The following is a 25542-nucleotide window of genomic DNA, read 5'->3' on the forward strand; positions in this document are numbered from 1 at the left end:
TGCAATATTTCTTCTCGCAAAAGCATCTGACGCAGCGCACAAGAAGCGGATGCGACGGCTTCCACCACTCACGGCCATCGAGGCATTCGTGCAGGTCGCTCGCCTCGGCTCGGTCAAGGCGGCCGCCGAGGAGCTTGCGCTTTCCTCCCCTGCGCTCAGTCGGCGCGTGCAGTCGCTCGAACGCTTCATCGGCAAACCGCTCTTCGAGCGGCGGCACCAGGCCCTGAAACTCAATACCGACGGCGAGCGGCTGTTGGCGCTCGTCGCGCCAGCGCTCGACTCGATGGCGGATGCGGTCGAGATGATGACAAGTGGCACCGAGTTGCTGCGGCTGCGGCTTGGCGTGCTGCCGCTGTTCGCGACGCAGCGACTGATGCCCCGACTGCCCGAGCTCAAGCGGCGCCATCCGGAGCTGCATCTCGACGTCGATACTGCCGGCCACGGCGTGGCGCGGCTGGGCGACGGGCTGGACGCAGCGATCGTCATCGCGCGCGAAATCGATCCGGGCCTCTATGCGCGGCGCCTTGACCGCAATCGCGTGCACGTGATTGGCGCCCGCACGCTGGTCGAAGGCGCCGATCCGGTGACCGACCCGCGGCAGATCTCCCGCCTGACTGCGCTCGTCCATCGCGACATGCCCGAAACCTTCACCGCCTGGCGCGCGGCAGCGGGCCTGCCGGATCTCGAGCCGGCGGCAGTCGATTTCTTCGATTCGGGCACCCTGATGCTGGAGGCTGCCGCGCAGGGCCTTGGCGTGGCCTTCATGCTCGAATCGCATTTCGAATCGGCGCGTGACGAGCGGCTGGTGCGATTGTTCGATCTGACCGTGGAGAGCCAGTACAGCTATTGGTTCGTCTGCCGGCCGCGCGCACTGACGACGCGGCCGGTACGGCTGTTTCACGATTGGCTGATCGAAGCGCTGGGCTGCGTCGAGCACTAGCGACGGCGCTGCCCGCTCTGATCAGGCAGTGCGCATCTTCACGATCTTGCCGGGATCGCGCGGCGGCTCGCCCTTGGGCAGCGCATCGACATGCTCCATCCCCTCGGTCACTTCGCCCCAGACGGTGTACTGGCCGTCGAGGAAGGTCGCGTCGTCGAGGCAGATGAAGAACTGGCTGTTGGCGCTGTCCGGATCCATCGTGCGCGCCATCGAGCAGATGCCGCGGACATGCGGCTCGCGGCTGAACTCCTGCTTCAGGTTGGGCTCGTCCGAACCGCTCATGCCGGTTCCCGTCGGGTCGCCGCCCTGCGCCATGAAACCGTCGATCACGCGGTGGAACACGGTGCCGTCGTAGAAGCCGCGGTCGGCAAGACCTGCAATCCGCGCGACATGGTTCGGCGCAAGGTCCGGACGGAGGCGGATGTGGACGTCGCCGCCCTCGAGGGTCATCACCAGTGTCTTCGCGTCGCTCATCATCATGCTCCTGGGAAAGGGTTGGCCCGCCCCTAGGCGTCCGGCCTGCGACATGCAAATCCCCGCGACACGCGGTGTCAGCGGCCGTTGGCAGGGCGGCGCGCGCCAGCTAGAGCGGCAACGCAGAGGTGGCGAGGAGGCCGGATATGAGCGAAACCGAATTGCCTCCCGAACCCGCTCTCGACGCAGGCGAGCTCGATGCCGACGACCGGCTGAAGCCCGAATTCGTACGGTCAGTGCTCGACGCCGTCGAAGAGGGGGACACCGAAGCGGCGAAGGCGCGCGTCGAGCCGCTCCATCCGGCGGACATCGCTGATCTGATCGAGCTGACGCCCGCCGATCTCCGGCCCGCGCTCGCCGCCGCATTGTCCGATCGGCTCGACGGCGACGTTCTTGCGGAAATGAACGATTGGGTGCGCGAGGAGCTGCTCGCCGCGCTCGAGCCGCATCAGGTCGCCGATCTTGCCGCCGAACTCGATACCGACGATGCCGTCGCGATCATCGAGACGCTGGAGGAGGAGGATCAGCGAGCGGTGCTGCGGGCGCTCGATCCCGACGATCGCGCCGCCATCGAGGAGGCACTGAGCTATCCCGAGGAGTCCGCCGGCCGGTTGATGCAGCGCGAGCTGATCGCGGTGCCCGAGCATTGGACTGTCGGCGACGTCATTGATTATCTGCGCTCCGACGAAGAGCTGTCGACCGATTTCTGGGAGATCTTCGTCGTCGATCCGGCGCATCGGCCGGTCGGAACCTGCCACCTTTCCTGGCTGCTCAGAACCCCGCGCGTCGTCCAGGTGACCGACGTGATGCGGCGCGAGCAGACGCTGATTCCGGTCGATATGGATCAGGAGGAAGTGGCGCTGCGCTTCCAGAAATACGCCTTGATCTCGGCGGCGGTGATTGATGCGGGCGGGCGGCTGGTCGGGATGATCACGGTGGACGACGTGGTCCACATCATCAGCGAGGAAGCGGGCGAGGACGCCCTGCTGCTCTCCGGCGCGGGCGACGGCGACATCAACGAGCCGGTGCGGGACAGCTATCGCTCGCGCGTTCGGTGGCTGGTGGCGAATCTGTTCACGGCGCTGGTCGCCTCGTTCATCATCGCCCAGTTCGGCGCGGCGATCGAGCAGATGGTGGCGCTGGCGGTGCTGATGCCGATCGTTGCCTCGATCGGCGGCAATGCAGGCACCCAGACGATGGCAATCGCGGTGCGCGCGCTCGCGACCAACCAGCTGACGCAATCGAACACCTTGCGCACCGTCCGGCGAGAGATCGTCGTGGCCTTGCTCAACGGCGCGACGATCGCGGTCCTGCTGGGGATCGGTGCCGCGCTGGTCTTCGCGAATCCGCAGCTCGGCGTCGTTATCGCAGCGGCGATGGTGATCAACGTGCTCGTCGCAGGGCTGGCGGGCGTGCTGGTGCCGGTGACGCTGGAGCGGCTCGGCCAGGATCCGGCGGTCGCCTCGTCGGTGTTCGTCACGATGGTGACCGATTCGATGGGTTTCTTCGCCTTCTTGGGCCTGGCGGTAGCGAGCGGGCTTGTCGGCTGAGGCGCGTGCGCCCAGATCGGAGGCGTGCCCCTACATCTGACCAAGGTGGCCTATGGCCACGACAGTATCGAACATCTCGACGAACGGCTGGCGCTGCGTGCGCGGCAGGGCGAATTCTTCCTCACGACTCGCTATCTGCCCAAGCGGCATGCCGAGATCGCAGGCGGGTCACTCTACTGGATCATCAAGCACAAGCTGGTGGCGCGTTCGCCGATCCTGGGCTTCGGAGAGGCCGAAGGCGGCAAGGTCGCGATCCATTGCGAGCCGCGGCTGGTGCTGGTCCAGGCGCGTCCCAAGCGCGCGCACCAGGGCTGGCGCTATCTCGAGGACGCCGATGCGCCGGCCGATCTGGGGAGCTCCGCCCAAGGGATCGCCGAGATGCCACCCGAGCTCGTGGGGACGCTTGCCGGCCTTGCGCTGATCTGATCGGTCAGCGGGCGAGATCCGGATAGGCTGCTCGGAACGCCGCGACCTTCGGCTTGTCCCAACGCACGATATAGGGATGGTTGGGATTGCGCCGGTAGAAGTCCTGATGGTGCGCCTCGGCTTCGTAGAAGTTGCCCGATTCGATCCGAGTGACGATGCGCGAGGGGAAGGCATTCGCTTCGCTCAGCTGCGCGATATAGGCGGCGGCCGCGCGCCGCTGCGCCGCATTTTGCGGAAAGATCGCAGAGCGGTAGCTGGGGCCGGTGTCGGGGCCCTGTCGGTTCAGCTGCGTGGGATCGTGCGCGACCGAGAAATAGATGCGCATCAGCTGTCCATAGCTCAGCTGGCGCGGATCATAGACGATGCGCACTGCTTCGGCATGGCGCGTCCGCTCGCTCGACACCTGGGCATAGGTCGCGGTGCCGGCGCTGCCGCCGGCATAGCCGCTCGTCACCGAGCGTACGCCGCGCACATTCTCGAAAACCGCCTCAACTCCCCAGAAGCATCCTCCGGCGAATACCGCCGTCTGTAGCGCGCCGGTGCGCGGCACGTCGACGCGCGGCGCAGGGATGGGGACGGCGCGCTCGGCGTGGCCGGAGCCGCTCGAAAGGAGCAGCACGCCCGCACCGGCGGCGGCGGCCAAACTGCTCTTCAGCATCGCTTTTTTCCGAATCTGCATGACTGCAATGTCGGAAGCGCGCGCCAAGTGTGCAAGCAGCACGTCTCTTCGTGCCCGGTTGCAGCCGCTCAGCGACTGCCTATTTCAGCGCAGCGCAGGCCTCCTGAATCCGCGTGCACGCCTCGCGAAGCAGGTCGTCCGAGGTCGCATAGCTGATCCGCATCGCGGGGGAGAGACCGAAGGCTGCGCCATGCACCGCCGCCACGCGCCCCTCGTCGAGCAGATAGCCGACCATCGCTTCGTCGCTGTCGATCTTCTGGCCCTTGGGAGTCGCCTTGCCGATCAGCCCGGAGAATTCGGGATAGACGTAGAAGGCGCCTTCGGGCGTGGGGCAGGTCATGCCGTCGATTGCGTTGAGCATCCCGACCACCAGATCGCGCCGCCGCTGAAATGCCGCCGCGCGATCGGCGAGGAAGCTCTGATCGCCGGTGAGCGCCGCAACTGCCGCCGCCTGCGCGATCGAGCAGGGGTTCGACGTCGATTGCGACTGGAGCTTGGCCATCGCCTTGATCAGCCAGGGCGCGCCGGCGGCAAAGCCGATCCGCCAGCCGGTCATCGCATAGGCCTTCGAGCAGCCGTTCACCGTCAGCACGCGTTCCGCGAGTCCGGGGCACACCTGCGCGATCGTCGCGAACTGGAATCCGTCGTAGACGATATGCTCGTACATATCGTCGGCGAAGATCCACACGTCCGGGTGCCGGGCGAGAACGTCTCCGAGGGCGCGCAGCTCGTCGCGGCTGTAGGCGGCGCCGGTCGGGTTCGAGGGGGAGTTGAGGATCACCCACTTCGTGCGCGACGTGATCGCCGCTTCGAGCTGCTCGGGACGCAGCTTATACTGTTGCTCCGGCCCCGCCTCGACGAAAACCGGCGTGCCGCCCGCGAACTGGACGACATCGGGATAGCTCACCCAATAGGGAGCGGGGATCACGACTTCGTCGCCCGGATCGACGGTGGCGACCATCGCGTTGAATAGCGTGTGCTTGCCGCCGACGTTGATCGAGATCTGATTCCGCTCGAACACCAGGCCATTGTCGCGCCGGAACTTGGCGATCACTGCGTCCTTCAGCTCGGCCGTGCCGTCGACATTGGTGTATTTCGTCTTGCCTGCCTGGATCGCTTCGACCGCCGCCCGCTTCACAAAATCGGGCGTGTCGAAATCGGGTTCGCCCGCGCCCAGCCCGATTACGTCGATGCCCTGCGCCTTGAGATCCATGACGCGGCTCGTCATGGCGAGCGTGGCGGAAGGCTGGATACGGCCGAGGGCGGCGGAAGTCTGCATGTCGATGGCGCCTTTCAGGAAGAGCGCGCGGGCTATACTGTCGCCTTCGCCGGTTCCGCAACCGTAACAGCCGCAACCAGTCCGCGCAGCGCGTTGCCGAGCAGGAAGCCGCCGGCAAGATCGGCGGGCAGAAGGTCGCCTTCGACTGCGCGGCCGCTGTCGATCAGTTCGGCGCGGAGCACTCCGGGAAGAAGGCCGCGCGCCAGCGGCGGTGTCACCAGCCTCCCGTCCCGCTCGACGAAGATCGAAGTGAAGCTGCCTTCGGTGAGATAGCCGTCGTCATCAGTGAACAGCGTTTCGAAGGCGCCAGGAGCGCGGGCAGCATTCCAGAAGCCGCGCCGGCTCGTCTTGTGCGCGAGGCGAAAGTCGTCTCGCGCAACTGGTCGCGCCGCGAGCGCGACGTGCACCGGCCGGGTGGGGAGCTGCGGCATGGGCGCAATTCCGATCGCTATCGCGCCACTCGGCGCGAGCACCAGCCGCACACGCGCCGGCTCGCGAAGACGAAAGGTTGCCGCCTGCAGCTCGTTGCGTGCCGAATGCCGGTCGAACTCGAAGCCGAAGTGCCGTGCACTCGCCTTCAGCCGCGCGAGATGGCGCTCGAGCAGCGGCATGCCGTCTTCGGGATCGAACGCCATGGTTTCGATCAGGTCGAAGTCGGTCTCTCCGTCGGTGACAAATGTGCCCTTCGCCAAGCATTCGCGCCATTCCGCCTCTGCATCCGAATCGGCCACGACACCCGAGCCCAGCCCCATCGCGGCGCCATCCTGCTGCAGGTTCAAGGTACGAATCGCGACGTTGAACATGGCGCCCCCGTCGGCATCAAGGCGGCCGATCGCGCCGGTATAGATGCCGCGCGGGGCGTGCTCGACTTCGGAAATCACCTGCATCGCGCGCAGCTTCGGAGCCCCGGTGATCGAACCGCAGGGGAAGAGAGCCCGCAGCGCATCGATCGCGTCGCGCCCGGGGGCGAGTTCGGCGGTCACGGTGGAAACCATCTGATGGACCGTCGGATAGTGCTCGACCTCAAAGCGCTGCGGCACTGCAACGCTGCCTGCGCGCGCGACGCGTGCCATGTCGTTTCGCATCAGATCGACGATCATCAGATTTTCTGCGCGCTGCTTGGGATCGGCGGCCAGCGACTCGGCCAGCGCCCGGTCGGCCTCGGGACTGGAGCCGCGAGTCGCAGTGCCCTTCATCGGCCGGGCGGTCAGCCGACTGCCCTCCAGCGCGAAGAACAGTTCGGGGGAGAAGGACAGCAGCCAATCGTCTCCCGTCGCCACTAGCGCGCCATAGCCCGCGGCCGCCCGGGCGCGCAGGAGCGCGTAAAGCGCGGCCGGGCTTCCGGCAGTGCGCACCGACGCCCGAAACGTGAGGTTCGCCTGATAGATGTCGCCCGCCGCGATCAGCTCGGCGACCCGCGCGAATTGTGCGCCATAGGCGTCGCGCGCGATCGCTGGTTCGGGTTGGCCTGCCCAGGCGCCGGCGGGATCCGGAAGCAGCGATGGCACCTGCGCTGAAGCGATCTGGCGATAGTCGGCGAAGAGTCCGAACCACAGGAGCGGTGTCCCGGGCGCAGGCAGTTGCGGCCGTCCCTCCGGTGCGATGCCCGCGGCCGCTTCATAGGCGATCCAGCCGGCAGCGTGCAGTCCTTCGGCACGCGCGGCTCCCAGTCGATCAAGCGCCGGGCCGACCGCATCGGCTGTGGACGCAGCCACGATTTCGACGGGCCGGGCATAGAGGCGCGCCGGCGCTCCCTCCGCACGGGCATCGTCGAGCAGCACGAAAGGTGGTTCGGGCAACACCATGAAATAGCGAGATGCAGCCCTTGGGCGTTCGCGGCAAGCCCGTGTTGCCGCCATGGCATCGCGAGTCTATCTCGGATCGATGGCAAATCCCCCGATGCGCGCAGCAATCATCCCGGTAACGCCCCTCCAGCAGAACTGTACGCTGATCTGGTGCACCGAGACGATGCGAGGCGCCTTCGTCGATCCCGGCGGCGATCTGGATCGGCTGCGGCCGGTAGCGCAGCAGCATGGCGTCACCGTCGAGAAAATCCTGCTTACGCACGGGCATATCGATCATTGCGGCGAGGCGGGCGTGTTCGCCAAGGAGTTGGGAGTACCCATCGAGGGGCCGCACGAGGCCGATCGATTCTGGATCGCGCGGCTCGACGAGGACGGGGCGCGGTTCGGCGTGCGCGGGCAGGTGTTCGAGCCCGATCGGTGGCTGGCGGACGGCGATCAGGTGACGGTCGGCAATCTCGTTCTCGACGTCTATCATTGTCCGGGCCACACGCCGGGCCACATTGTCTTCCACCATGCTCCGTCGAAGCTGGCGCTGGTGGGCGACGTGCTGTTCCAGGGATCGATCGGGCGCACCGATTTCCCGCTCGGCGATCACCAGCAGCTGATCGACGCGATCACAACCAAGCTCTGGCCGCTGGGGGGCGAGACGGTGTTCGTGCCCGGCCATGGCCCGGCGAGCAACTTCGCGCATGAGCGGCGGACGAACCCCTTCGTCGCCGATTCGGCGCTGGCGAAAGCCTAGGCGGCGGCGACGATCCATGCCGCCCAGCCGGCGAGCCCGAGCGTGACCAGCATCGTGACAATGGTGCCGCCGGCGCGCAGCGGGTTGGGCGTGGGCCGGTCCATGCCGAAGCCATGTGCCACCCGGCCAACGATATAGAGTGCCGCGACCCCCCATAGCGTTGTGCCCCCGCCACCCGCGAGCTCGACGAGCGCGATCAGGATCAGGACGATCGGCGTATATTCCGCGAAATTGAGCTGCGCCCGCATCCGCGCCTGCAGCCGGGGGTTGCCGCCGTCGCCGATCGAGACTCGCTCGGCGATCCGCACCCGGCCGATCCGCACTGCCAGCCACAGGTTGACCACCGCGGCTGCGGCGGCTGTGGTGAGTGCCACCGGCAGTATCAGGCTCTCCATGCTATTCTCTCTCCCCGTCCGGCATCACCTGCCATGGTGGCCAGTGGCTTGCAACGGCGCGGGAATCGGCTATACGCGCGGGCTCGCTTCGTGACCTGCCCCGCTGCTGGTCCGGTGAGCCGCCGCTCATCCGGAACGACGCTCGGCTGTTGCGGCTCAGAATTCACGCGTTTTCAAGAAGGTGCCGAGATGGCAGTTCCCAAGAGAAAGACCACGCCGTCGCGGCGCGGCATGCGGCGGGCGCACGATGCGCTCAAGCCCGAAGCATTCCAGGAATGCTCCAATTGCGGCGAGCTGAAGCGCCCGCATCACCTCTGCACGGCCTGCGGCCACTATAACGGGCGCGAGATCGTCCCCGTCGAGGGCTGAGACTCGGACGATTGAGGGCCGGCACATCATGACGACAGTCTCGCGAATCGCCGTCGATGCGATGGGCGGCGACGAGGGGATTGCCGTGATGCTGGCGGGGGTCGCGCGTGCGCGCCGCCGTTTCGAAGGCATGGAGTTTCTGCTCGTCGGAGACGAGTCGGCGATTCGCGAGGGCCTGAAGAACCATCCCGGCCTCAGCGCGGCGTCGGAAATCGTCCACGCGCCCGAAGTCGTCGCGCCCGAGGAAAAGCCCAGCCAGGCCCTGCGGCGCGCCAAGACGACGTCGATGGGCATCGCGATCGACCTGGTGAAGCAGGGGCGTGCCGGCGCGGCCGTATCGGCCGGTAACACCGGTGCGCTGATGTCGATGGCCAAGCTGGCACTGCGCACGATGCCCGGCATCGATCGTCCGGCGCTGGCGGCGACGATCCCGAGCCTGGGCGAAAACGACACGGTGATGCTCGATCTGGGCGCGAACACCGAGTGCGATTCGCGCAACCTGGTGCAGTTCGCGGTCATGGGGGCAGCCTATGCCCGCACCGTGCTCGATCTCGATCGGCCGCGCGTCGCACTGCTGAACATCGGCACCGAGGAGCTGAAGGGAACCGATGAGGTTCGCGAGGCCGCCGCGACGATCCGGGCGGCGCCGCATCTGCCGCTCGAGTTTACCGGCTTCATTGAGGGCGACCGTCTGGCGCGCGGCACCGTCGACGTGATCGTGTGCGACGGCTTCTCGGGGAACATCGCGCTTAAGACCGCCGAGGGCACGGCCCGTTTCGTGGCCGACTTGCTGCGCCGCGCGTTCCAGAGTTCGACTCGCTCGAAGATCGGGTTTCTCATCTCGCGCCCCGCAACCGAACTGTTGCGCCATCATCTCGATCCGAACAACCACAATGGCGCCGTCTTCCTCGGGCTCAACGGCCTGGTGGTGAAGAGCCACGGCGGCGCGAACGAGGTCGGGGTCGATACTGCGATCGGAGTCGCCGCGAAGATGGTACGCTCCGATCTGACGCGGCGGATCATCGAGGACCTCGGGAATTTCGAGGCGGAGGCGGCGTGACACTGCGGGCCGTGATCACCGGGACGGGTTCGGCGCTTCCGGCGCGACGCGTCTCCAACGCCGAACTCACCGAGACGGTCGACACCACTGACGAATGGATCGTCGAACGCACCGGCATCCGCTTCCGCCATATCGCCGGACCCGAGGAGACGACGGCGACGCTCGGCACGTCGGCCGCCAAGGCGGCGATCGCGGCAGCGGGCGTGACAGCACAGGACATCGACCTGATCGTCCTCGCCACGGCGACTCCCGACCAGACCTTTCCCGCATCCGCGACCAAGGTGCAGACCGCGCTCGGGATCGACGATTGCGTTGCGTTCGATGTCGCCGCCGTCTGTTCCGGCTTCCTGTATGCGCTCCAGGTCGCCGATTCGATGATTCGCGCGGGCGCGCACCGCCGGGCGCTCGTGATCGGAGCCGAGACGTTCAGCCGCATTCTCGACTGGGAGGACCGCACCACCTGCGTGTTGTTCGGCGACGGCGCGGGCGCAGTGGTGCTCGAGGCGCAGGACAGCGATCCCGAAACGGGACGCGGCATCCTCGCGACTCGGCTGCACGCCGACGGGCGTCATAACGAGCTTCTGTACGTCGACGGCGGACCCTCGACGACTGGGACGGTGGGCAAGCTGCGGATGAAGGGGCGCGAAGTGTTCCGCCATGCCGTCGTCAATCTTGCGACGGTGATGGAGGAATCGCTGACCGCCGCAGGTCTTTCGGCCGATGCTGTGGACTGGGTCGTGCCGCATCAGGCGAATGCCCGCATTCTGGACGCGACAGCACGCAAGCTTGGCCTGGCCCCCGAAAAAGTGATCGTCACCGTGGACGAACACGCCAATACCTCGGCCGCTTCCGTACCCCTCGCGCTCGACGCCGCCGTGCGCGACGGCCGCGTGAAAACGGGAGATTTGCTGGTGTTGGAGGCGATGGGCGGCGGCTTCACCTGGGGTGCCGCGGTGGTCCGTTTCTGATCGGGACTCTCTACGGGTTACTCCCATTTGCGCTCGCGGAACAATCTGATACGTTGTCACCCCTGTCACTCAGGAGGGGGACATGCTGACGATGACTTCCCCGGGTACGCTCACCCGGGCCGATCTCGCCGACGCGCTCCACCGCGAGGTGGGGCTTTCGCGTGCGGATGCCGCGCGAATGGTCGAGCAGATCCTCGCGCATATGTGCGAGGCGCTGGCCGAAGGCGAGAATGTGAAGATCTCCGGCTTCGGCAGCTTCATCCTGCGCGACAAGGGCGAGCGGATCGGGCGCAATCCGAAGACCGGAGTCGAAGTGCCAATCTCGCCGCGCCGTGTCCTCACCTTCCGCGCCAGCCAGATGATGCGTGATCGCATCGTGGCGGGCGGCTGAGGAAGACAGTGCCGGCGCCCGAGAAGGCTGCCGGAGCGCTCCGCACGATCGGCGAGCTTTCGCAGGAGATCGGGCGGCCGCAGCATATCCTGCGCTATTGGGAAACGCGGTTCCCGCAGCTGCGTCCGCTGCAGCGGGCGGGCAACCGACGCCATTATCGGCCCGAGGATGTCGCGCTCGTGCGGCGTATCCACGCGCTGCTGGCGCATGAGGGGTATACGATCCGAGGGGTTCAGCGGCTGCTGGCGGCGGAGCGGTCGACGAAGGGCGGCGGCAGTCGCGCCGGCGCGCTCCAGGCGATCCGCGACTCGCTCGCGCAGGCGCTGGACAGCGACTCCGGCTAGCCGCGATCCGGCCCGAGCCCGGGATCGAGATCTCGCGGGCGCACGAACCGCTCGAGCCGCGCCAGGCCGAGCGCAACGGCTTCCCAGTCGCCGACGTCGAAGTGCATCTGGGCGAGGCTGGCAGTCGGGAATTTGATCTCGACGTCCTCGCGCAGCGAACCGCCGTCCTCGGGCACCAGCGCCAGCACCAGATCCTCGAGCCCCGGATTGTGGCCGATCAGCAGGACATGATCGGCTCCGGCAGGAAGCTCGTGGATCACGTCGAGCAGAGTCGCGGCCGAGGCGAGATAGATGCGCTGGTCCCACGCCGGCGCCAGATCGCTGCCATAGCCGGTGCCGACATGCTCGAGCGTCTCCACCACGCGCACGGCAGGCGAGGCGACGGCATGATCGAACACGAGACCCAGGGCGCGCATGTGGCGCCCCATGGTCTGCGCGGCCCGCTGCCCCTTGGGATTGAGCGGACGATCGAAGTCGCGCGAGACGGGATCGTCCCAGCTCGACTTGGCATGACGGAGCAAGGTGAGTGTCTTCATGGCCTCCCACTCAGGCAGTCGCGGGGGCCTCATGCCGCAAGCCGGCGCCCGAGGAAAGCCGCACGCGCGCAATCGCTTCGTCGAGCGTGACCCGAGCGACCGGCGTGCCCGGCGGAAAGGCAGCGAGCAGCCGCGTCGGCATCGCCGCGGAAAGCAGCACGAAAGTGCCCCGATCGTCGGCGCGGCGAATCAGCCGGCCGAACGCCTGCGCCAGCCGCGCACGTACGATCCGGTCGTCATAGGCCTTGCCGCCGTCGGCGAGCCGGCGCGCGGCGTGGAGCACCGTCGGCTTGGGCCAGGGCACGCCTTCCATCACCACCAGCCGCAGCGAATCGCCGGGCACGTCGACTCCGTCGCGCAAGGCATCGGTGCCGAGCAGCGAGGCGCGCGGATCGTCGCGGAAGATATCGACCAGCGTTCCCGTATCGATCGGATCGACATGCTGGGCATTGAGCGGAAGCCCTTCGCGCGCCAGCCGATCGGCGATCCGGGCATGCACCGCGCGCAGCCGCCGTACCGCAGTGAACAGCCCCAGCGTGCCGCCCCCCGCCGCGACGATCAGCCGCGCATAGGCATTGGCTAGGCCAGGCATGTCGCCGCGCTTCACATCGGTGACGATCAGCACCTCGGCCTGATTGCCATAGTCGAACGGGCTCGGCGCTTCGAAGCGCGCGGGCGTCAGCGGCAGATGAACCGCGCCCGCGCGGGCTTCGGCGACGTCCCAGTCGCCGCCGGCGCGCAACGTCGCCGAGGTTACGAGCGCGCCATGCGCGGGCTTGAGGACGGTCTCGGCGAACGGCTTGGCAGGATCGAGCCAGTGGCGGTGGAGCCCGACGTCGAACTCGCGTCCTTCGATCCGATCGACCGCGAGCCAGTCGACGAACGCCGGGTCGGCGGGGCCGCCGATGCGCGCGATCAGCGCCAGCCAGGCGCCGACGGTGTCGGTGCGCCAGCCGAGCGACGCGATCGCGCCCTCGATCCGCGCGCGCGCCGGCGCGTCCATCCAGTCGGGCGCGTCGGCGAGCACGGCCTCGAGCCGGCGCCCCAGCGTGACGAGCGGGCGCAGCAATGCGTCGAGCGCCTCGCCCGCAGGGCCCGCGGCGTCTACCAGCGCCGCATCGGGCTCGGCGAGTTCGGTTTCGAGGCCGTAGCCCGCATCGCCTTCCTTTTCCGAGCGCGCATAGGTGAGCCCCCGCACCGCCGCGAGCAACGCTTCGATCGGGCCGAACGGCTGTCCTTCGTTCAGCCGCTGGAGCCAACCGTCCGACGGCAGCGCGCGCGCGGCATCGACTGCGGCGGAGATCGCCCGGCCGCCCTCCTCGTCATAGCTGGCGACGTCCGAAAGCCGCGCGGCGAGCCCCCGACGGCGCCCGCGCGATCCCGATTCGGGGCCGGTGACCCAGCGGCGCAGCTCGATCGCCTCCTGCCCCGACAGCGCGGTCGAGAACATCGCATCGGCCGCCTCGAAGAGATGATGCCCTTCGTCGAAGACATAGCGAGTGGGGCGAGTCGTCGCCTCGCGCCCGCGCGCGGCGTTGACCATCACCAGCGCGTGATTGGCGATGACGATATCGGCGTCGGCCGAGGCGCGCGCCGCCCGCTCGATGAAGCATTTCCGATAATGCGGGCAGCCGGCGTAGATGCACTCGCCGCGCCTGTCGGTGAGCGCGGTCGACCCGTTGCGGCGAAAGAGCGTCGGCAGCCAGCCGGGCAGGTCGCCACCCACCATGTCGCCATCGGCGCTATAGGCGGCCCAGCGCGCGACGAGCTGCGCCAGGATCGCCGCGCGGCCGGCGAATCCACCCTGTAGCGCATCCTCGAGATTGAGCAGGCAGAGATAGTTCTCGCGCCCCTTGCGGGTGACAATGCGGCGCTTGCGAGTCGCCGGATCGGGGAACAGCCGCTCGCCCTCATGGCCGAGCTGGCGTTGCAGCGCCTTGGTATAGGTCGAGACCCAGACCGCACCCTCGGCCGATTCGGCCCAGAGCGAGGCGGGGGCGAGATAGCCGAGCGTCTTGCCGATGCCGGTGCCCGCTTCGGCGAGGACCAGATTGGGCGCGTCGCGGCGATCGCGCGGTGCGAAGGCGTGCGCGGCGGCGGCGGCATAGTCGCGCTGGCCCTGGCGGCGCTCGGCGGCGCTGCCGGTGAGCTGCGCGAGCCGGCTGGCGACGGCGCCTTCGTCGAGCGTCACGGTGCGTGGGGCGGGGCGCGGCGGCTGTTCGCTCCATTCGGGCAGCTTCGAGAACAGCCAGCGCTCGGCGCGCTCCGGCTGTGCGATCCGCTGGACGAGCGCGGGGGCCCAGGGCCAGCGCAGCCGCATCAGCGACTGGACGGCGTGCCACGCGCCCTCGCGCTCGGGCCAGTCGGTTTCGGCCATCGCCAGCAGCGACGCCGCGGCTTCGCGCAGGAAGGGCGCGACATCGGCATCGGTTTCGGGCGGCGACAGATCGACCGCACGGGCAAGCCCCTTGGGCGTGGGCACCATGAAGCGCGCGGGGCGCAGAAAGGCGAAGAGCTCGAGCAGGTCGAGACCGGAAAGCTCGGGATGGCCCAGCCGCTGCCCCACCAGCGGCGCGTTGAGCAGCAGCACCGGCGTGTCGGCGGCGAGCCGGATCGCCTCACCGCGTCCGGCGACTCGCGTCTCGCCGTCGGGCGTGGCGATCCACACGCCGGAGTGGCTGGCGTGGATCGCGGGATGCGGGAGGGCGGCCAAACTCACGCAAAACCGCCGAAGGTCGCACTAAAGTCGCACCTCAACGCGCGTGCGCGCTCCCGCGCGCGCGTGGAGGGGTACGCGCGCGTGTGCTCGGATGCGTTGCGTCGCCCGGGCGCAGGCCGATCGATCCGCGCGCTCGCCAGCCGCGCGGAGCATTGAATCAGGACGCACGCGCGCCGCCCGCGACGGCGGACGGCGTGCGCGACGGTGGCGGAGCGGCGGGGAAGAAGACGCGCCATGGCTGCAGTCTTGCACGAAAGTCGCGCTGTAGGACAGGAGTTTGTTCCCTTTTCGTACAGGATTGGCGGCAGGACTTCGGGAAGGGCGCGCGCGCCTCCTTCGGCCCGGCAGGCGGGGGATCGTCCGCCGCAACCATCGCCGAAGGCTTTCGCGCGCGAAATAAACCATAGGCGCTTTCCGCTGGTTGGTGCCGGGAACATCCGAACGGAGGACGAAGATCATGGCCGATACGATCGAGCGCGGCAGCGCTATCGACAGTGCGACGATGCGCGCGTGGCGCATCCACCGTTTCGGGGGAACCGACGCATTCCAGGCTGATACGCTGCCCGTGCCGCAGCCGGGGCAGGGGGCAATCCGGGTGCGGATCCGCGCCACCAGCGTGAACCCGGTAGATTACAAGCTGCGCTCCGGGGCGGCGCCATTCCTTTCCGAAGACGATCTTCCCGCCATCCTCGGCCGCGATGTGGCAGGCGAGGTGCTGGAAGTCGCGCCGGGCGTCGGCGGCGTCGACGTCGGCGACCGCGTGTACGGCATGCCGCAGTTCCCGCGCGGCAGCTATGCCGAGCAGGTGGTGCTGGAGCCGGGCGAATGGGCGCGTGCACCCAAATCGGTTCCGATCGAAACCGCGGGCGCGGTACCGCTCGCGGCGCTCACCGCCTGGCAGGGGCTGTTCGATCAGGGCGGCCTGAAGGAAGGCCAGCGCGTGCTGATCCACGGCGGATCGGGCGGCGTGGGGCATTTCGCGGTGCAGTTCGCGGTGGCGGCGGGCGCCGAGGTGTTCGCCACGGCTTCGGGCGAGCATTGCGACTTCGTGCGCGAGCTCGGCGCCGACCGCGCGATCGATTACAAGGCGGAGCGGTTCGAGGAAATCGTGCGCGACGCCGATCTGGTGTTCGACGTGGTTGGCGGCGAGACGCAGCAGCGCAGCTGGGCGGTGCTGGCCGACGGCGGCATTCTGGTTTCGACGCTGGGCGAGCCGGCGCGCGGCGTGCCGGAGGCGGAGGGGAAGCGCGGCGCCGGATATATGGCGCAGCCCGACAGCGCCCAGCTGCGCCGGATCGCCGACATGATCGACGCGGGCGCAGTGCGCGTCCATGTCGCGCAGAGCTTCGCGCTCGACGACATCGCGGCAGCGCAGCAGGCGGCAGAGAAGAAGGATTTCGTCGGGAAGATCGCAGTGACGGTGTGAGGAGCGATCAGTCCGCCTGCTCGCGCCGCACCACCGCACGGCCCTGAAGCGCGGCGACTGCGTCGAGATAGGTGCAGACGTTGCGCCGGACGAATGCCTGTTCCGAAGGCGGGATTCGTTCGTCCGCCGCGACGACCAGCGCGGTGGCCCGGCGGCGGCATAAAGGTGCGAAGACGCTGGCGCGCATGCAGCGGACCAGGAACTCTGCCTCGAAGCGCGAGACCTTGTCGCCGAGCCATATCGTCCGCTGCGCATCGCCGATGTAGCGGGCACTCTCCGACCGGATGCGCTCATAGGTCCAGGTGAACTCCAGACTGCGAGGGTCGCTCGTCAGGATTTCCGGTTCGTACCCGCAGCTCCGCGTCGAGGAATAATCGATCCATATCGAGGTGCGGAGCAGCGCGTCCGGGGGCGAACGGCCGACCTCGTCGACCAGCGCGCCCGCTTCCCGGGATATATCTGGTCGCCATTCTGCGCAGCCGTCCACGCGGCGCCGATCGCAGCCGCGGTCAGCGGCCCGAACACGAAGCCGAGCACTGCTCCGGCGATCAACAGCACGCCCGTTCGCTTCATCGTGCCCCTCCCTTCGGGGCAAGGCGTTGCACTTTCGCCTGCCCCGCGCCAGATGCGGGCGATCATGACCGATCGATCCGAACTCCGCGCCGCCGCGCTCGCATCCAAGGCCTGGCCCTTCGAAGAGGCGCGCAGGCTGCTCAAGCGCTACGAGAATGCGCCGCCGGCCAAGGGGCATGTGCTGTTCGAATGCGGCTATGGCCCGTCGGGGCTGCCGCACATCGGCACGTTCAACGAAGTGCTGCGCACGACGATGGTGCGGCATGCGTTCGAGACGCTGTCCGACATTCCGACCCGGCTGGTCGAATTCAGCGACGACATGGACGGCATGCGCAAGGTGCCCGACAATGTGCCGAACCAGGAAATGCTGCGCGAGCATCTGGGCAAGCCGCTGAGCCGCGTGCCCGATCCGTTCGGCACCCACGAGAGCTTCGCGGCGCACAACAACGCGCTGCTGCGCGAATTCCTCGATCGCTACGGCTTCGACTATGAATTCGTTTCCTCGACCGAGCGCTATACCAGCGGTGCGTTCGACGATGCGCTGCGCAACGTGCTGCGCAACTATCAGGCGATCCTCGACATCATGCTGCCGACGCTGCGCGCCGAGCGTGCGGCGACCTATTCGCCCGTCCTGCCGGTGAGCCCGAAGAGCGGGATCGTGCTGCAGGTGCCGGTCGAGGTGGTCGATGCCGAAGCCGGGCTGGTGCGGTTCGAGGATGACGGCGAGACCGTCGAGCAGTGCATCTTCAAGGGCGGCGCCAAGCTGCAGTGGAAGGTCGACTGGGCGATGCGCTGGGTGGCGCTGGATGTCGATTACGAAATGTACGGCAAGGACCTGACCGACAGCGGCGTGCAATCGGGCAAGATCGCGCGGGTGCTGGGTGGGCGGAAGCCCGAGGGGCTGATCTACGAGATGTTCCTCGACGAGAAGGGCGAGAAGATCAGCAAATCGAAGGGCAATGGCCTCAGCCTCGAGGAATGGCTGACCTATGGCCCCGAGGAATCGGTCGCCTTCTATGCCTATCGCGAGCCCAAGAAGGCCAAGCAGCTGCACCTGGGCGTCATCCCGCGCGCGGTCGACGAATATTGGCAGTTCCGCGCCAATTATCCCGAGCAGCCGATCGAGCAGAAGCTCGGCAATCCGGTGCACCATATCCACAATGGCGACGTGCCCGCCGAGGCGCTGCCGGTCACCTTCGGGCTGCTGCTCAACCTGGTCGGCGTGATGGGCGAGGCGAGCAAGGAGCAGGTGTGGGGCTATCTCGCCAACTATCTGCCCGATGCCGCGCCGGAAGCGCATCCCGCGCTCGACCGGCTGATCGGCTATGCGCTTGCCTATGCCCGCGATTTCGTCGCGCCGACGCTCAAGCGCCGTGCCCCCGAGGGCGTGGAGATCGAGGCGCTGCAGCGGCTCGACGCCGAGCTGGCGGGCCTGCCGGGGGGCGCATCGGCCGAGGACATCCAGAACATCGTCTATGAGATCGGCAAGACCGGCGGCTTCGAGACTCTGCGCGACTGGTTCAAGGCGCTGTACGAGACGTTGCTCGGATCCGCACAGGGGCCGCGGATGGGGAGCTTCATCGCGCTCTATGGCATCGCGGGCACGCGCGCGCTGATCGCGCAGGCGCTGGCGCGCACGACATAGCGGCTAGGGGAGCGCCGCGGCGATGTCCGCCGGAGCGAGCCAGCGCAGCCGGACCGCGCCGGCGGGCGTGCCAGCGCCGTCGATCGGTTCGGCACGGGCGCCGGCGTCGCGCAGCGCTTCGACGACCGCTTCGACGCGCGCATCGGCGCCCGCGACCCCGATCGGCAGGTTGAGCCGCCGCGCGCCCCACGCCGCGGTGGCGATCGCCTCCCGCCCGTCGCTGTCCGGCCCTTCCGGGCCGAACGGTACCGGTGGCAGCGGCGCCGCAGGCGGCACCAGCGTGACGCTCCAGTCGCTCGCGGCGGCCGCCACGCGCGTCTCCAGCGTGCGATAGGCGGAGAGGCTCGCGCCCGGCAGCGGCTGGGCATTGACGACCGCGCGGCGATTGCCCCGATCGGTGACGACTGCGCTGCCGTCGACCCCGGCGATCAGCGCAAGCTGCTCGGTGACGCGCGCGGCGACCTGATCGGCCGCGCTCTGGCGCGCGCTCGCCTGGGCCGAGGCGATCTGCTCGGCTTCGGCCTGGCCGGCGGTGCCGACCTGGACCTGCTCGATCTCGACGGCGACGTCGCGGCGGACCAGCTGGCGCAGCGTCGCGGCGGCGCCCGCTTCGGCGTCGCGCGAGAACTCCGGGGTCAGCACCGTCGCCTCGACCCGCAGCGGCTCGACGTTGAAGGCGACGTCGATCTGGCTGATCCGGGCGCCGCCTTCGAACTGCGCGAGGACCACGTCGCGCGCGCGGGCCGAAGTGGTCACTTCCCAGGCGATCTGGTTGAGCGTGAAGCCGAGCGGAATGGCGAGCGCGATGAAGCTGCCGAACACCAGCACCGTCTGCAGCATCGTGTGCTGCGGCGAGAGGTGCGCGCCGAAGCCGTAGAAGCGGGCGACGATCGCGGCCGCGCCGACGATCGTCATCAGGTTGGTGAAGAAGAGCAGCGTCGATCCGGCGAACACGGTCCAGTTGAGCGTGGCGAGGCCGAAGCCGATCACCGACAGCGGCGGCATCAGCGCGGTGGCGATGGCGACGCCCACCACCGTGCCCTCGCGGCCGCGCACCATCGCATAGGCCCCGGCGAGCGCGGAGAAGAGCGCCACCATCAGATCGAAGAGATTGGGGCGCGTGCGCGCCGCGATCTCTTCGGTGACGTTCTGGAGCGGCGACAGGGCAACGACGAGCGCGGAGAAGAGCACGGCGAGCACCACGCCGAGCGCGAGCGCGATGCTCGAGGTGCGGATCTCGACTCCGTCGAAGGTGGCGAGGCCGAAGCCCAAGCCGATGATCGGCCCCATCAGCGGCGAAATGAGCATCGCGCCGATCACCACCGCCGGCGAGGAGAGCAGCAGCCCGAGCACCGCGATCCCGGCCGACATCAGCGTCATGAACGCATAGCGGCCGCCCCAGCTGGATTCGCCGCGAAGCTTGTCGATCACCCGGACGTGATCGACCGATTGGACGACATGTTCGCGCCACCAGTCGATCAGGGGATTGCGGCGGATACTGAGACCGGCGGATGCTTCCATTGCCGCCGCTTAAGGGGTTTGCGCAGGCGATTCCAGCCGATAGGAGGAAGGCGGATCAGGGAAGGAGCATGATGGAGCAGAAACCGGCCCGCCGCACGCGCTCGGCGCTGCGCGATTTCCTGCACAGCGAGGCATCGGGCGGCATCGTCCTGATCGCCGCGGCGGTGCTCGCGATGGTGGCGGCGAACCTGCCGGCGACTGCGGACGCCTATTTCGGCTTCCTCCATTTCCATACCGGCCCGGTGATTTCGCCGAAATACGGCGACATGACTGTGCATCTGTGGATCAACGATGCGTTGATGGCGATCTTCTTCCTGCTCGTCGGGCTGGAGATCAAGCGCGAGTTCGTCGACGGCCGGCTCGCGAGCTGGGAACATCGGCGGATGCCGGTGGTCGCCGCAGCGGCCGGGATGGTCGTGCCGGCGGTGATCTATCTCGGCGTCACCTGGGGCGACGACACGCTGGTGAGCGGCTGGGCGATCCCGGCGGCGACCGACATCGCTTTCGCGATCGGCGTGCTGGCGCTGCTCGGCAAGCGCGCGCCTACGTCGCTCAAGCTGTTCCTGACGACGGTGGCGATCGTCGACGACATGGGAGCGGTGGCGATCATCGCAATCGCCTATACCGCCGGGCTCAACACGCTGGCGCTGTTCGCCGCGGCGGTGGTGCTGCTGGTGATGTATGTGCTCAACCGCAGCGGTGTGAAGCGGCTGTGGATCTACCTCGCCTTCGCCGTGGTGCTCTGGTATTTCGTGTTCCTCTCGGGCGTGCACGCGACGATCGCGGGCGTGCTGACCGCGATGATGATCCCGATCACCAAGTCGCCCGCCGCGCCGGACGACGCCGATTCGCCGCTCCACAAGCTGGAGCATGCGATCGCCCCCTGGTCGGCCTATGCGATCGTGCCGCTGTTCGGATTCGCGAACGCCGGCGTTTCGCTCGCCGGCCTCACGCCCGCGGTACTGCTGCTTCCGCTCCCGCTCGGCATCGCGCTGGGCCTGTTCCTGGGCAAGCAGATCGGCATCCTCGGCAGCATCTGGCTGGCCACGCGGCTGCGGTTCGCGCCGAAGCCGTCGGGCTGCACCTGGGCGCAGATCTACGGCGTCTCGATGCTCGCGGGCATCGGCTTCACGATGAGCCTGTTCATCGGCGGCCTCGCCTTCCCGGGCAACGAGCTGCTGGTCGACGAAGTGAAGCTGGGCGTGCTTTCGGGATCGATCCTGTCGGCGCTGGGCGGGTACCTGGTGCTGCGCTTCGCCCCGTCGCCGCGCCGGCTGGCGCTGCACCGGCGCGCGAAGCGACAGCACGCTCCCCGCGTCTGACCCGGCGGTGCGCTGCTTCTTCGACGCGCGTCAACTGGCACATGCGCCCGCGCGCGAGCTGCACAACGGCAGCTATGTGCCCTATGCCGAATCGCCCGCGCGCGCCGAGGCGCTGCGCCGCGCACTGGGGTCCGTCGAGCAGCCCGCGGACCGCGGCGAGGCGCCGCTACGCGCGGTCCATACCGCCGAGTATCTCAATTTCCTCAAGACCGTGGCGGAGCGCTGGCGCGCGGCCGGGCGACCGGGCGATGCCGGCGGCTATGTCTGGCCGGTCGTCGGACGCCGTCCGCTGCGGCTCGAGCGTGTCGACGCGCTGATCGGCCGCTATAGCTTCGACGCATCCACGCCGATCACGCCGGAAACGTGGCAGGCGACCTATTGGGGGAGCCAGAGCGCGCTGGCGGCGACGCAGGCGGTGCTGGACGGCGCACGCACCGCCTTTGCGCTGTCGCGCCCGCCCGGCCATCATGCCGGCGCCGATTATTGCGGCGGCTATTGCTATCTCAACCATGCCGCGGTCGTGGCGCAGGCGGCGCGCGACGCGGGCCGCGCGCGCGTCGCGATCCTCGACATCGACTATCACCACGGCAACGGCACGCAGGACATTTTCTGGGAGCGCGGCGACGTGTTCTACGCGTCGGTCCACGCCGATCCGGCGACCGACTATCCCTTCTACTGGGGGCATGAAGACGAGACCGGCGAAGGCGCGGGTGCCGGCGCGACGCTGAACCTGCCGCTCGCGCAGGGCGCCGCGCTCGAGCAGTTCCGCCGCGCGCAGGGCCGGGCGCTGGAAGCGATCGCGCGCTTCGGCCCGGACTTTCTCGTGCTGAGCTTCGGCGCGGATAGCTATGCCGGAGATCCGATCTCGCACTTCGCGCTGGAAACCGACGATTACGCAGTGCTGGCGCGCGACATCGCGGCATGCGGCTGGCCGACCGCGGTGGTGATGGAAGGCGGCTATGCGGTCGACGCGCTGGGCGCCAATGTGGCGAGCCTGTTGAGCGGGTTCTGAGCGCCGGAGCATGGCGCGGAGCGGCCGTTCCGGCTATCTGGCGGTGTGCCGATCCACGAACTCACGAATAGCAACGCGCATTCGCTCTTCCTGACGATCGAGCCAAGCGGCGCCGAATTCGAGGTACCGTCGCTCGCAACGATCGCTGTGCGCAGCAGTGCGCTGGATGGGCGCCGCGTCTCCTGCTCGCTGACCGACACGCGCATCGACCTTTTCTGCGATGCTGCGTTCGAAATCGACCTAGTGCTGCCGAGGGCATTCGACCGACTGCTTTGGGATCCTTGCGTGGAGCACGGCTGCTGCGGGAGCATCTGCGAAGAAAGCGGCGCGCCGCTCCACGTAGAAAAGCTGCTGCCGGCCACAGGCTCCGTCACCGCCGAGAGCTTCGCGGCTCTGGCGCTCCGTGCGGAGCAGTGGCCCGGTCCTGCCGATCCGCGTTACCCCGTGCATCTCGCTCGGCTCGCGGCGCTCTTCGAGCGCCATATGGGCGCTGCCGAGGTCTCGGCGAGTCAGTTGGCCCGAAACTGCAGGCGCCCCTTCGAAGACGCGTAGGTAGCGCGGTTGCAGTGCCTGTCGCCAAACCTGTTGAGCGGGTTCTGAGCGCCGCCGCCGCTCGCTCAGCCGAGACGGTGATCGAAGTCGATCCCGTCGGGCGCGAAGGAGACGCTGGCGAGCCGCCACTGGTTCGGCACGGCTTCGGGCCAGAAGTCGCGCGGATCGCAGCGCTCGGCGGGCGGTGTGGCGCCATGGACCTGTGCCATGATGTAGCGGCCGGTCTCGCGCAGCCGGATGCGCGCGCCGGGATAGCGCGCCTGAAGATGATCGTGCAGCGCCCGCGCGTCCTCGGCGATGTCGCTGCTGTCGAGCGCGCGGGGTGCCCCGTCGGCAAGCTCGGCGGCCGCGACGCGCAGCGCGCGCAGCCCGTCGTGCGCGATGTCGAGCGCGATCAGCAGCGCCGCGGCCGAATCGGCCCACCACAGGCCGTATCCGACACCGGCGATGCCGACGATCGCGGCAAGGCCGGTCATCCAGTCGGCCTTCTGCATCAGCGCGTCGGTATAGAGCACCTTGTCCTGGATGCGCTTGGCCACCGGCTGCTTCATGCGGCCCAGGATCACCGGCGGCACGACCGAATAGGCGAGCGCCGCCATCATCGGCCAGCCCGCCCACATCCGCTCGCCCGCGATGGTCATCGGACCGATCGTGGGATGTTCGGCCATCAGCAGCTTCATGCCCGAATCGAAGATCAGCCAACCGCCCATGACCACCAGCGCCGACGCGGCGGCGAGGAAGGCGAGGCTGTTCATCCGCAGATGGCCGAACGGCATCCGGCGGTCCGGCGCCTTCTGCTCCCAGTGCAGCGCGATCAGGAACACCGCGGCGGGGACGAGGCCGAGGATGTCCTCGATCCAGGCGGATTTGAGCGCCTGGCTCGATCCGAGCACGAAATAGAGGATCACGATGATCGACAGCTGCCAGCCGAGCGTCCACCATTCGAGGCGGCGCGCGCGGGCGACATCCTGTTCGATTTCGGCGGGGATGCGCTTCAATCCATGCCCCCCAGGTGACGGTCGACGCGCATCAGCCAGCGGTTCTCGCCCGCGCGGACCAGCGCACGCAGGACCGGTGCGGTCTTCTCCGGCTTGCCTCCGCCCGCCGCGCCGCTGACGCCGACGCGTGCCGACCAGGGAGTCTCCCTGGCGAAGCGGCCGATGACGACGTCGATCTCGCCCTGTTCGAGCGCCCGGACCAGCAGCGCGCTGCTGTCCTCGACGGTGTGCAGCGCGACCCCCTCCTCTTCAGCGAGGCGCATCGCAAGGGCATGTTCGCGCGCCATCGTGTCGGCGGGCGCCGAGACGATGCCGGCGCGCAGCTCGCCGCGCGCCTCGACCTGCCGATAGGTGTCGGCAATGTCTTTCGGATAGTCCTGGCAGCCGGCGAGCGCAGCCGCGATCAGCAGCGCAAGCGCGAGGCTCCATCCACGCAGCCGGGGAGCAGCAGGAACACAGAACATAGCCCGCCAACGGCAGGCACGTGCGATTGTTCCTGAACCGTGACGATCAGGCGCAGGCGAGCCGTTCGGCCGTGGTTCGGCGGCGCTCGAGCGACCAGGCGACGAGCCAGATCGCGAAGCCGCCGAGCGCGAGCCCGCTGCCGACCAGCCCGGTCGCAGGCAGGCCCCAGCCGGCGGCGATGGCCATTCCCCCGAGCCATGGGCCGAGCGCATTGGCGGTGTTGAACGCCGAATGGTTGAGCGCGGCGGCGAGCCCCTGGCCCTCGCGCGCGACGTCCATCAGCCGCGTCTGGAGGATCGGGCCGAGCGCGCCGCCCCAGCCGATCGCGAAGACGGTGACGCCAAGGCTCCAGACATTGCCCGCCGCGAGCGTGTAGAGCGCGAGCACGGCCGCGCTCCAGAGCAAGAGGATGCCGGCGGAGAGCAACACCGCGCGATCGGCGAAGCGCGGCACGACGATGTTGCCCGCGGTCATGCCGAGGCCGAACACGGCGAGCACGATCGGCACCACGGCTTCGGAAACCCGCGTCACTTCGAGCAGGGTGGAGGCGACATAGGTGTAGACGCAGAACATGCCGCCGAAGCCGATCGCGCCGACGCCGAGGGTGAGCCAGAGCTGGCCGCTCCTCAACGCCGAAAGCTCGCGCATCGGGCTCGCCTGCGGATCGCCAGGGTCGCGCGGCGCAACCGCCGCGACGCTGAGCGCGGTGGCGAGTGCCAGCCCGGCGACCACGGCAAAGCCCCAGCGCCACCCGGCGGCCTGGCCGAGCCAATTGGCGAGCGGCACGCCGATCACCGTGGCGACGGTGAGCCCGAGGAGCACGTTGGCGACTGCCTGGGTACGCTTTTCGGGCGGCACCAGCGATGCGGCAACGAGCGAGGCGACGCCGAAATAGGCACCGTGCGGCAATCCGCTGAGGAAGCGGAAGAGCAGCATGGTCTCGTAGCTGGGGGCGAGGGCGCTGAGTCCGTTCGCCAGCGCGAACACCGCCATCAGCAGGATGAGGAGCGTTCGCCGCGGCATCCGCGCGCCGAGCACCGCGAGCAACGGCGCGCCGACGACCACGCCGAGCGCATAGGCGCTGATGACATGCCCCGCCGTGGGCGTGTCGATGCCGAGCCCTTCGGAGAAATAGGGCAGCAGGCTCATCGTCGCGAATTCGGTGGTGCCGATCGCGAAGCCGCCCATCGCCAGCGCGAAATGGATGAGCGCGACTCGCGCCGCGGCGGGCGGGGCTGCGGATGCCATGTGTTCGTTTCTCCTGCGGCGAAGGCGCGGAGATGGGGATGCTGCGGTGCAGCAACAAGCGGCTGGTGGCGCAAGCATGATTGCGGGACGCGAAAGCCCGGCT

Annotated in this window: 26 protein-coding genes; 14 read left to right on the forward strand and 12 right to left on the reverse strand. The window is 68.5% G+C overall.

Translation table 11 applies throughout. The features are described from left to right. Positions 1 to 49: 49 nt before the first annotated feature. Positions 50 to 940 carry a LysR substrate-binding domain-containing protein gene (locus H7V21_RS09510; RefSeq protein WP_188053365.1) on the forward strand — a complete coding sequence of 297 codons (891 nt, stop codon included), beginning with the start codon at positions 50 to 52 and terminating at the stop codon, positions 938 to 940. Positions 941 to 961: 21 nt separating this feature from the next. Here H7V21_RS09510 and H7V21_RS09515 read toward each other — a convergent pair whose 3' ends face one another. Continuing rightward, positions 962 to 1414 (reverse strand): peptidylprolyl isomerase, encoded by a 453-nt coding sequence (locus tag H7V21_RS09515; RefSeq protein WP_188056463.1) that lies wholly within the window; start codon positions 1412 to 1414, stop codon positions 962 to 964. A gap of 146 nt (positions 1415 to 1560) precedes the next feature. Here H7V21_RS09515 and mgtE point away from each other — a divergent pair, with 146 nt between their 5' ends. Together mgtE and H7V21_RS09525 are read left to right on the forward strand one after the other, a co-directional pair. Continuing rightward, positions 1561 to 2964 carry a magnesium transporter gene (gene mgtE / locus H7V21_RS09520; RefSeq protein WP_188053367.1) on the forward strand — a complete coding sequence of 468 codons (1404 nt, stop codon included), beginning with the start codon at positions 1561 to 1563 and terminating at the stop codon, positions 2962 to 2964. Between the two features lie 24 nt (positions 2965 to 2988). Beyond that, on the forward strand, positions 2989 to 3390 hold the full coding sequence (locus tag H7V21_RS09525; protein ID WP_188053369.1) for a DUF1489 family protein: 402 nt from the start codon (positions 2989 to 2991) through the stop codon (positions 3388 to 3390). A 4-nt stretch (positions 3391 to 3394) separates the two neighbouring features. Here the strand turns inward: H7V21_RS09525 and msrA are convergent, their stop codons facing one another. From msrA to pabB, 3 genes are all read right to left on the reverse strand, one after another. Next, positions 3395 to 4048 carry a peptide-methionine (S)-S-oxide reductase MsrA gene (gene msrA / locus H7V21_RS09530; protein WP_188053371.1) on the reverse strand — a complete coding sequence of 218 codons (654 nt, stop codon included), beginning with the start codon at positions 4046 to 4048 and terminating at the stop codon, positions 3395 to 3397. A gap of 100 nt (positions 4049 to 4148) precedes the next feature. Continuing rightward, a complete protein-coding gene (locus H7V21_RS09535) occupies positions 4149 to 5348 on the reverse strand; it encodes a pyridoxal phosphate-dependent aminotransferase (protein WP_188053373.1) in 1200 nt (399 codons plus the stop codon). A 32-nt stretch (positions 5349 to 5380) separates the two neighbouring features. Beyond that, on the reverse strand, positions 5381 to 7153 hold the full coding sequence (gene pabB, locus H7V21_RS09540; protein ID WP_188053375.1) for an aminodeoxychorismate synthase component I: 1773 nt from the start codon (positions 7151 to 7153) through the stop codon (positions 5381 to 5383). Positions 7154 to 7232: 79 nt separating this feature from the next. On the opposite strand from pabB, the gene H7V21_RS09545 reads away from it, so the two are divergent. After that, positions 7233 to 7895 carry an MBL fold metallo-hydrolase gene (locus H7V21_RS09545; RefSeq protein WP_316714741.1) on the forward strand — a complete coding sequence of 221 codons (663 nt, stop codon included), beginning with the start codon at positions 7233 to 7235 and terminating at the stop codon, positions 7893 to 7895. On the opposite strand, the gene H7V21_RS09550 is transcribed toward H7V21_RS09545, so the two are convergent. Continuing rightward, the gene (locus tag H7V21_RS09550; protein WP_188053376.1) at positions 7892 to 8290 is read right to left on the reverse strand and encodes an MAPEG family protein; all 399 of its coding nucleotides are present in this window, start codon (positions 8288 to 8290) and stop codon (positions 7892 to 7894) included. The two genes, H7V21_RS09545 and H7V21_RS09550, sit on opposite strands and share 4 nt — an antisense overlap. A gap of 189 nt (positions 8291 to 8479) precedes the next feature. Between H7V21_RS09550 and rpmF the strand changes: the two genes are divergently transcribed. The 5 genes from rpmF to H7V21_RS09575 all read left to right on the forward strand — a co-directional run bounded on the left by rpmF (position 8480) and on the right by H7V21_RS09575 (position 11422). Further along, the gene (gene rpmF, locus H7V21_RS09555; protein ID WP_188053378.1) at positions 8480 to 8659 is read left to right on the forward strand and encodes a 50S ribosomal protein L32; all 180 of its coding nucleotides are present in this window, start codon (positions 8480 to 8482) and stop codon (positions 8657 to 8659) included. A 28-nt stretch (positions 8660 to 8687) separates the two neighbouring features. Further along, entirely contained in the window at positions 8688 to 9719 is a 1032-nt protein-coding gene (gene plsX, locus H7V21_RS09560) for a phosphate acyltransferase PlsX (protein ID WP_188053380.1), read from the forward strand. Further along, positions 9716 to 10687: a beta-ketoacyl-ACP synthase III gene (locus H7V21_RS09565; protein ID WP_316714745.1), complete on the forward strand. Its 972-nt coding sequence runs from the start codon at positions 9716 to 9718 to the stop codon at positions 10685 to 10687. The genes plsX and H7V21_RS09565 overlap by 4 nt, the downstream gene beginning before the upstream one ends. A 91-nt stretch (positions 10688 to 10778) precedes the next feature. Continuing rightward, positions 10779 to 11078 carry an integration host factor subunit alpha gene (locus H7V21_RS09570; RefSeq protein ID WP_188056466.1) on the forward strand — a complete coding sequence of 100 codons (300 nt, stop codon included), beginning with the start codon at positions 10779 to 10781 and terminating at the stop codon, positions 11076 to 11078. A gap of 8 nt (positions 11079 to 11086) precedes the next feature. Further along, on the forward strand, positions 11087 to 11422 hold the full coding sequence (locus tag H7V21_RS09575) for a MerR family transcriptional regulator (RefSeq protein ID WP_188053382.1): 336 nt from the start codon (positions 11087 to 11089) through the stop codon (positions 11420 to 11422). Here the strand turns inward: H7V21_RS09575 and H7V21_RS09580 are convergent. Next, on the reverse strand, positions 11419 to 11958 hold the full coding sequence (locus H7V21_RS09580; RefSeq protein ID WP_188053384.1) for a SixA phosphatase family protein: 540 nt from the start codon (positions 11956 to 11958) through the stop codon (positions 11419 to 11421). The two genes, H7V21_RS09575 and H7V21_RS09580, sit on opposite strands and share 4 nt — an antisense overlap. 10 nt (positions 11959 to 11968) lie before the next feature. After that, entirely contained in the window at positions 11969 to 14671 is a 2703-nt protein-coding gene (locus H7V21_RS09585) for an ATP-dependent DNA helicase (RefSeq protein ID WP_188056467.1), read from the reverse strand. 463 nt (positions 14672 to 15134) lie between these two features. Here H7V21_RS09585 and H7V21_RS09590 point away from each other — a divergent pair, with 463 nt between their 5' ends. Beyond that, the gene (locus tag H7V21_RS09590; RefSeq protein ID WP_188053386.1) at positions 15135 to 16103 is read left to right on the forward strand and encodes an NADP-dependent oxidoreductase; all 969 of its coding nucleotides are present in this window, start codon (positions 15135 to 15137) and stop codon (positions 16101 to 16103) included. Between the two features lie 7 nt (positions 16104 to 16110). Here H7V21_RS09590 and H7V21_RS09595 read toward each other — a convergent pair whose 3' ends face one another. Then, entirely contained in the window at positions 16111 to 16590 is a 480-nt protein-coding gene (locus tag H7V21_RS09595; protein WP_188053388.1) for a hypothetical protein, read from the reverse strand. 150 nt (positions 16591 to 16740) lie between these two features. On the opposite strand from H7V21_RS09595, the gene H7V21_RS09600 reads away from it, so the two are divergent. After that, positions 16741 to 18321 (forward strand): lysine--tRNA ligase, encoded by a 1581-nt coding sequence (locus H7V21_RS09600; protein ID WP_188053390.1) that lies wholly within the window; start codon positions 16741 to 16743, stop codon positions 18319 to 18321. A 3-nt stretch (positions 18322 to 18324) separates the two neighbouring features. Here the strand turns inward: H7V21_RS09600 and H7V21_RS09605 are convergent, their stop codons facing one another. Beyond that, positions 18325 to 19842 carry a DUF389 domain-containing protein gene (locus H7V21_RS09605; protein WP_188053392.1) on the reverse strand — a complete coding sequence of 506 codons (1518 nt, stop codon included), beginning with the start codon at positions 19840 to 19842 and terminating at the stop codon, positions 18325 to 18327. Between the two features lie 68 nt (positions 19843 to 19910). On the opposite strand from H7V21_RS09605, the gene nhaA reads away from it, so the two are divergent. The 3 genes from nhaA to H7V21_RS09620 are packed head-to-tail and all read left to right on the forward strand — an operon-like array spanning position 19911 to position 22728. After that, the gene (gene nhaA, locus H7V21_RS09610; RefSeq protein WP_410482659.1) at positions 19911 to 21164 is read left to right on the forward strand and encodes a Na+/H+ antiporter NhaA; all 1254 of its coding nucleotides are present in this window, start codon (positions 19911 to 19913) and stop codon (positions 21162 to 21164) included. 7 nt (positions 21165 to 21171) lie between these two features. Then, complete coding sequence (locus H7V21_RS09615; protein WP_188053394.1) at positions 21172 to 22176, forward strand: histone deacetylase family protein; 1005 nt, start codon at positions 21172 to 21174, stop codon at positions 22174 to 22176. 45 nt (positions 22177 to 22221) lie between these two features. Next, positions 22222 to 22728 carry a hypothetical protein gene (locus H7V21_RS09620; protein WP_188053396.1) on the forward strand — a complete coding sequence of 169 codons (507 nt, stop codon included), beginning with the start codon at positions 22222 to 22224 and terminating at the stop codon, positions 22726 to 22728. A 65-nt stretch (positions 22729 to 22793) separates the two neighbouring features. Here the strand turns inward: H7V21_RS09620 and H7V21_RS09625 are convergent, their stop codons facing one another. The 3 genes from H7V21_RS09625 to H7V21_RS09635 are packed head-to-tail and all read right to left on the reverse strand — an operon-like array spanning position 22794 to position 25439. After that, positions 22794 to 23726, reverse strand: a complete 933-nt coding sequence (locus tag H7V21_RS09625; RefSeq protein ID WP_188053398.1) for a cation diffusion facilitator family transporter — start codon at positions 23724 to 23726, stop codon at positions 22794 to 22796. After that, positions 23723 to 24190 (reverse strand): hypothetical protein, encoded by a 468-nt coding sequence (locus tag H7V21_RS09630; RefSeq protein WP_188053400.1) that lies wholly within the window; start codon positions 24188 to 24190, stop codon positions 23723 to 23725. The genes H7V21_RS09625 and H7V21_RS09630 overlap by 4 nt, the downstream gene beginning before the upstream one ends. Before the next feature lie 46 nt (positions 24191 to 24236). After that, positions 24237 to 25439, reverse strand: coding sequence for an MFS transporter (locus H7V21_RS09635; RefSeq protein ID WP_188053403.1), 1203 nt, complete (start codon positions 25437 to 25439; stop codon positions 24237 to 24239). Positions 25440 to 25542 lie beyond the last annotated feature (103 nt).

The sequence above is a fragment of the Sphingosinithalassobacter sp. CS137 genome (genome assembly GCF_014334115.1).
Classification (GTDB): Bacteria; Pseudomonadota; Alphaproteobacteria; order Sphingomonadales; family Sphingomonadaceae; genus Sphingomonas.

Excerpts from the sequence above, each read along its gene's own strand:
- H7V21_RS09510 (WP_188053365.1), top strand. The coding sequence starts at position 50 with ATGCGACGGCTTCCACCACTCACGGCCATCGAGGCATTCGTGCAGGTC.
- H7V21_RS09515 (WP_188056463.1), bottom strand. The coding sequence starts at position 1,414 with ATGAGCGACGCGAAGACACTGGTGATGACCCTCGAGGGCGGCGACGTC.
- mgtE (WP_188053367.1), top strand. The coding sequence starts at position 1,561 with ATGAGCGAAACCGAATTGCCTCCCGAACCCGCTCTCGACGCAGGCGAG.
- msrA (WP_188053371.1), bottom strand. The coding sequence starts at position 4,048 with ATGCTGAAGAGCAGTTTGGCCGCCGCCGCCGGTGCGGGCGTGCTGCTC.
- H7V21_RS09535 (WP_188053373.1), bottom strand. The coding sequence starts at position 5,348 with ATGCAGACTTCCGCCGCCCTCGGCCGTATCCAGCCTTCCGCCACGCTC.
- pabB (WP_188053375.1), bottom strand. The coding sequence starts at position 7,153 with ATGGTGTTGCCCGAACCACCTTTCGTGCTGCTCGACGATGCCCGTGCG.
- H7V21_RS09545 (WP_316714741.1), top strand. The coding sequence starts at position 7,233 with ATGGCAAATCCCCCGATGCGCGCAGCAATCATCCCGGTAACGCCCCTC.
- H7V21_RS09550 (WP_188053376.1), bottom strand. The coding sequence starts at position 8,290 with ATGGAGAGCCTGATACTGCCGGTGGCACTCACCACAGCCGCCGCAGCC.
- rpmF (WP_188053378.1), top strand. The coding sequence starts at position 8,480 with ATGGCAGTTCCCAAGAGAAAGACCACGCCGTCGCGGCGCGGCATGCGG.
- plsX (WP_188053380.1), top strand. The coding sequence starts at position 8,688 with ATGACGACAGTCTCGCGAATCGCCGTCGATGCGATGGGCGGCGACGAG.
- H7V21_RS09570 (WP_188056466.1), top strand. The coding sequence starts at position 10,779 with ATGACTTCCCCGGGTACGCTCACCCGGGCCGATCTCGCCGACGCGCTC.
- H7V21_RS09580 (WP_188053384.1), bottom strand. The coding sequence starts at position 11,958 with ATGAAGACACTCACCTTGCTCCGTCATGCCAAGTCGAGCTGGGACGAT.
- H7V21_RS09590 (WP_188053386.1), top strand. The coding sequence starts at position 15,135 with ATGGCCGATACGATCGAGCGCGGCAGCGCTATCGACAGTGCGACGATG.
- H7V21_RS09600 (WP_188053390.1), top strand. The coding sequence starts at position 16,741 with ATGACCGATCGATCCGAACTCCGCGCCGCCGCGCTCGCATCCAAGGCC.
- H7V21_RS09605 (WP_188053392.1), bottom strand. The coding sequence starts at position 19,842 with ATGGAAGCATCCGCCGGTCTCAGTATCCGCCGCAATCCCCTGATCGAC.
- nhaA (WP_410482659.1), top strand. The coding sequence starts at position 19,911 with ATGATGGAGCAGAAACCGGCCCGCCGCACGCGCTCGGCGCTGCGCGAT.
- H7V21_RS09630 (WP_188053400.1), bottom strand. The coding sequence starts at position 24,190 with ATGTTCTGTGTTCCTGCTGCTCCCCGGCTGCGTGGATGGAGCCTCGCG.
- H7V21_RS09635 (WP_188053403.1), bottom strand. The coding sequence starts at position 25,439 with ATGGCATCCGCAGCCCCGCCCGCCGCGGCGCGAGTCGCGCTCATCCAT.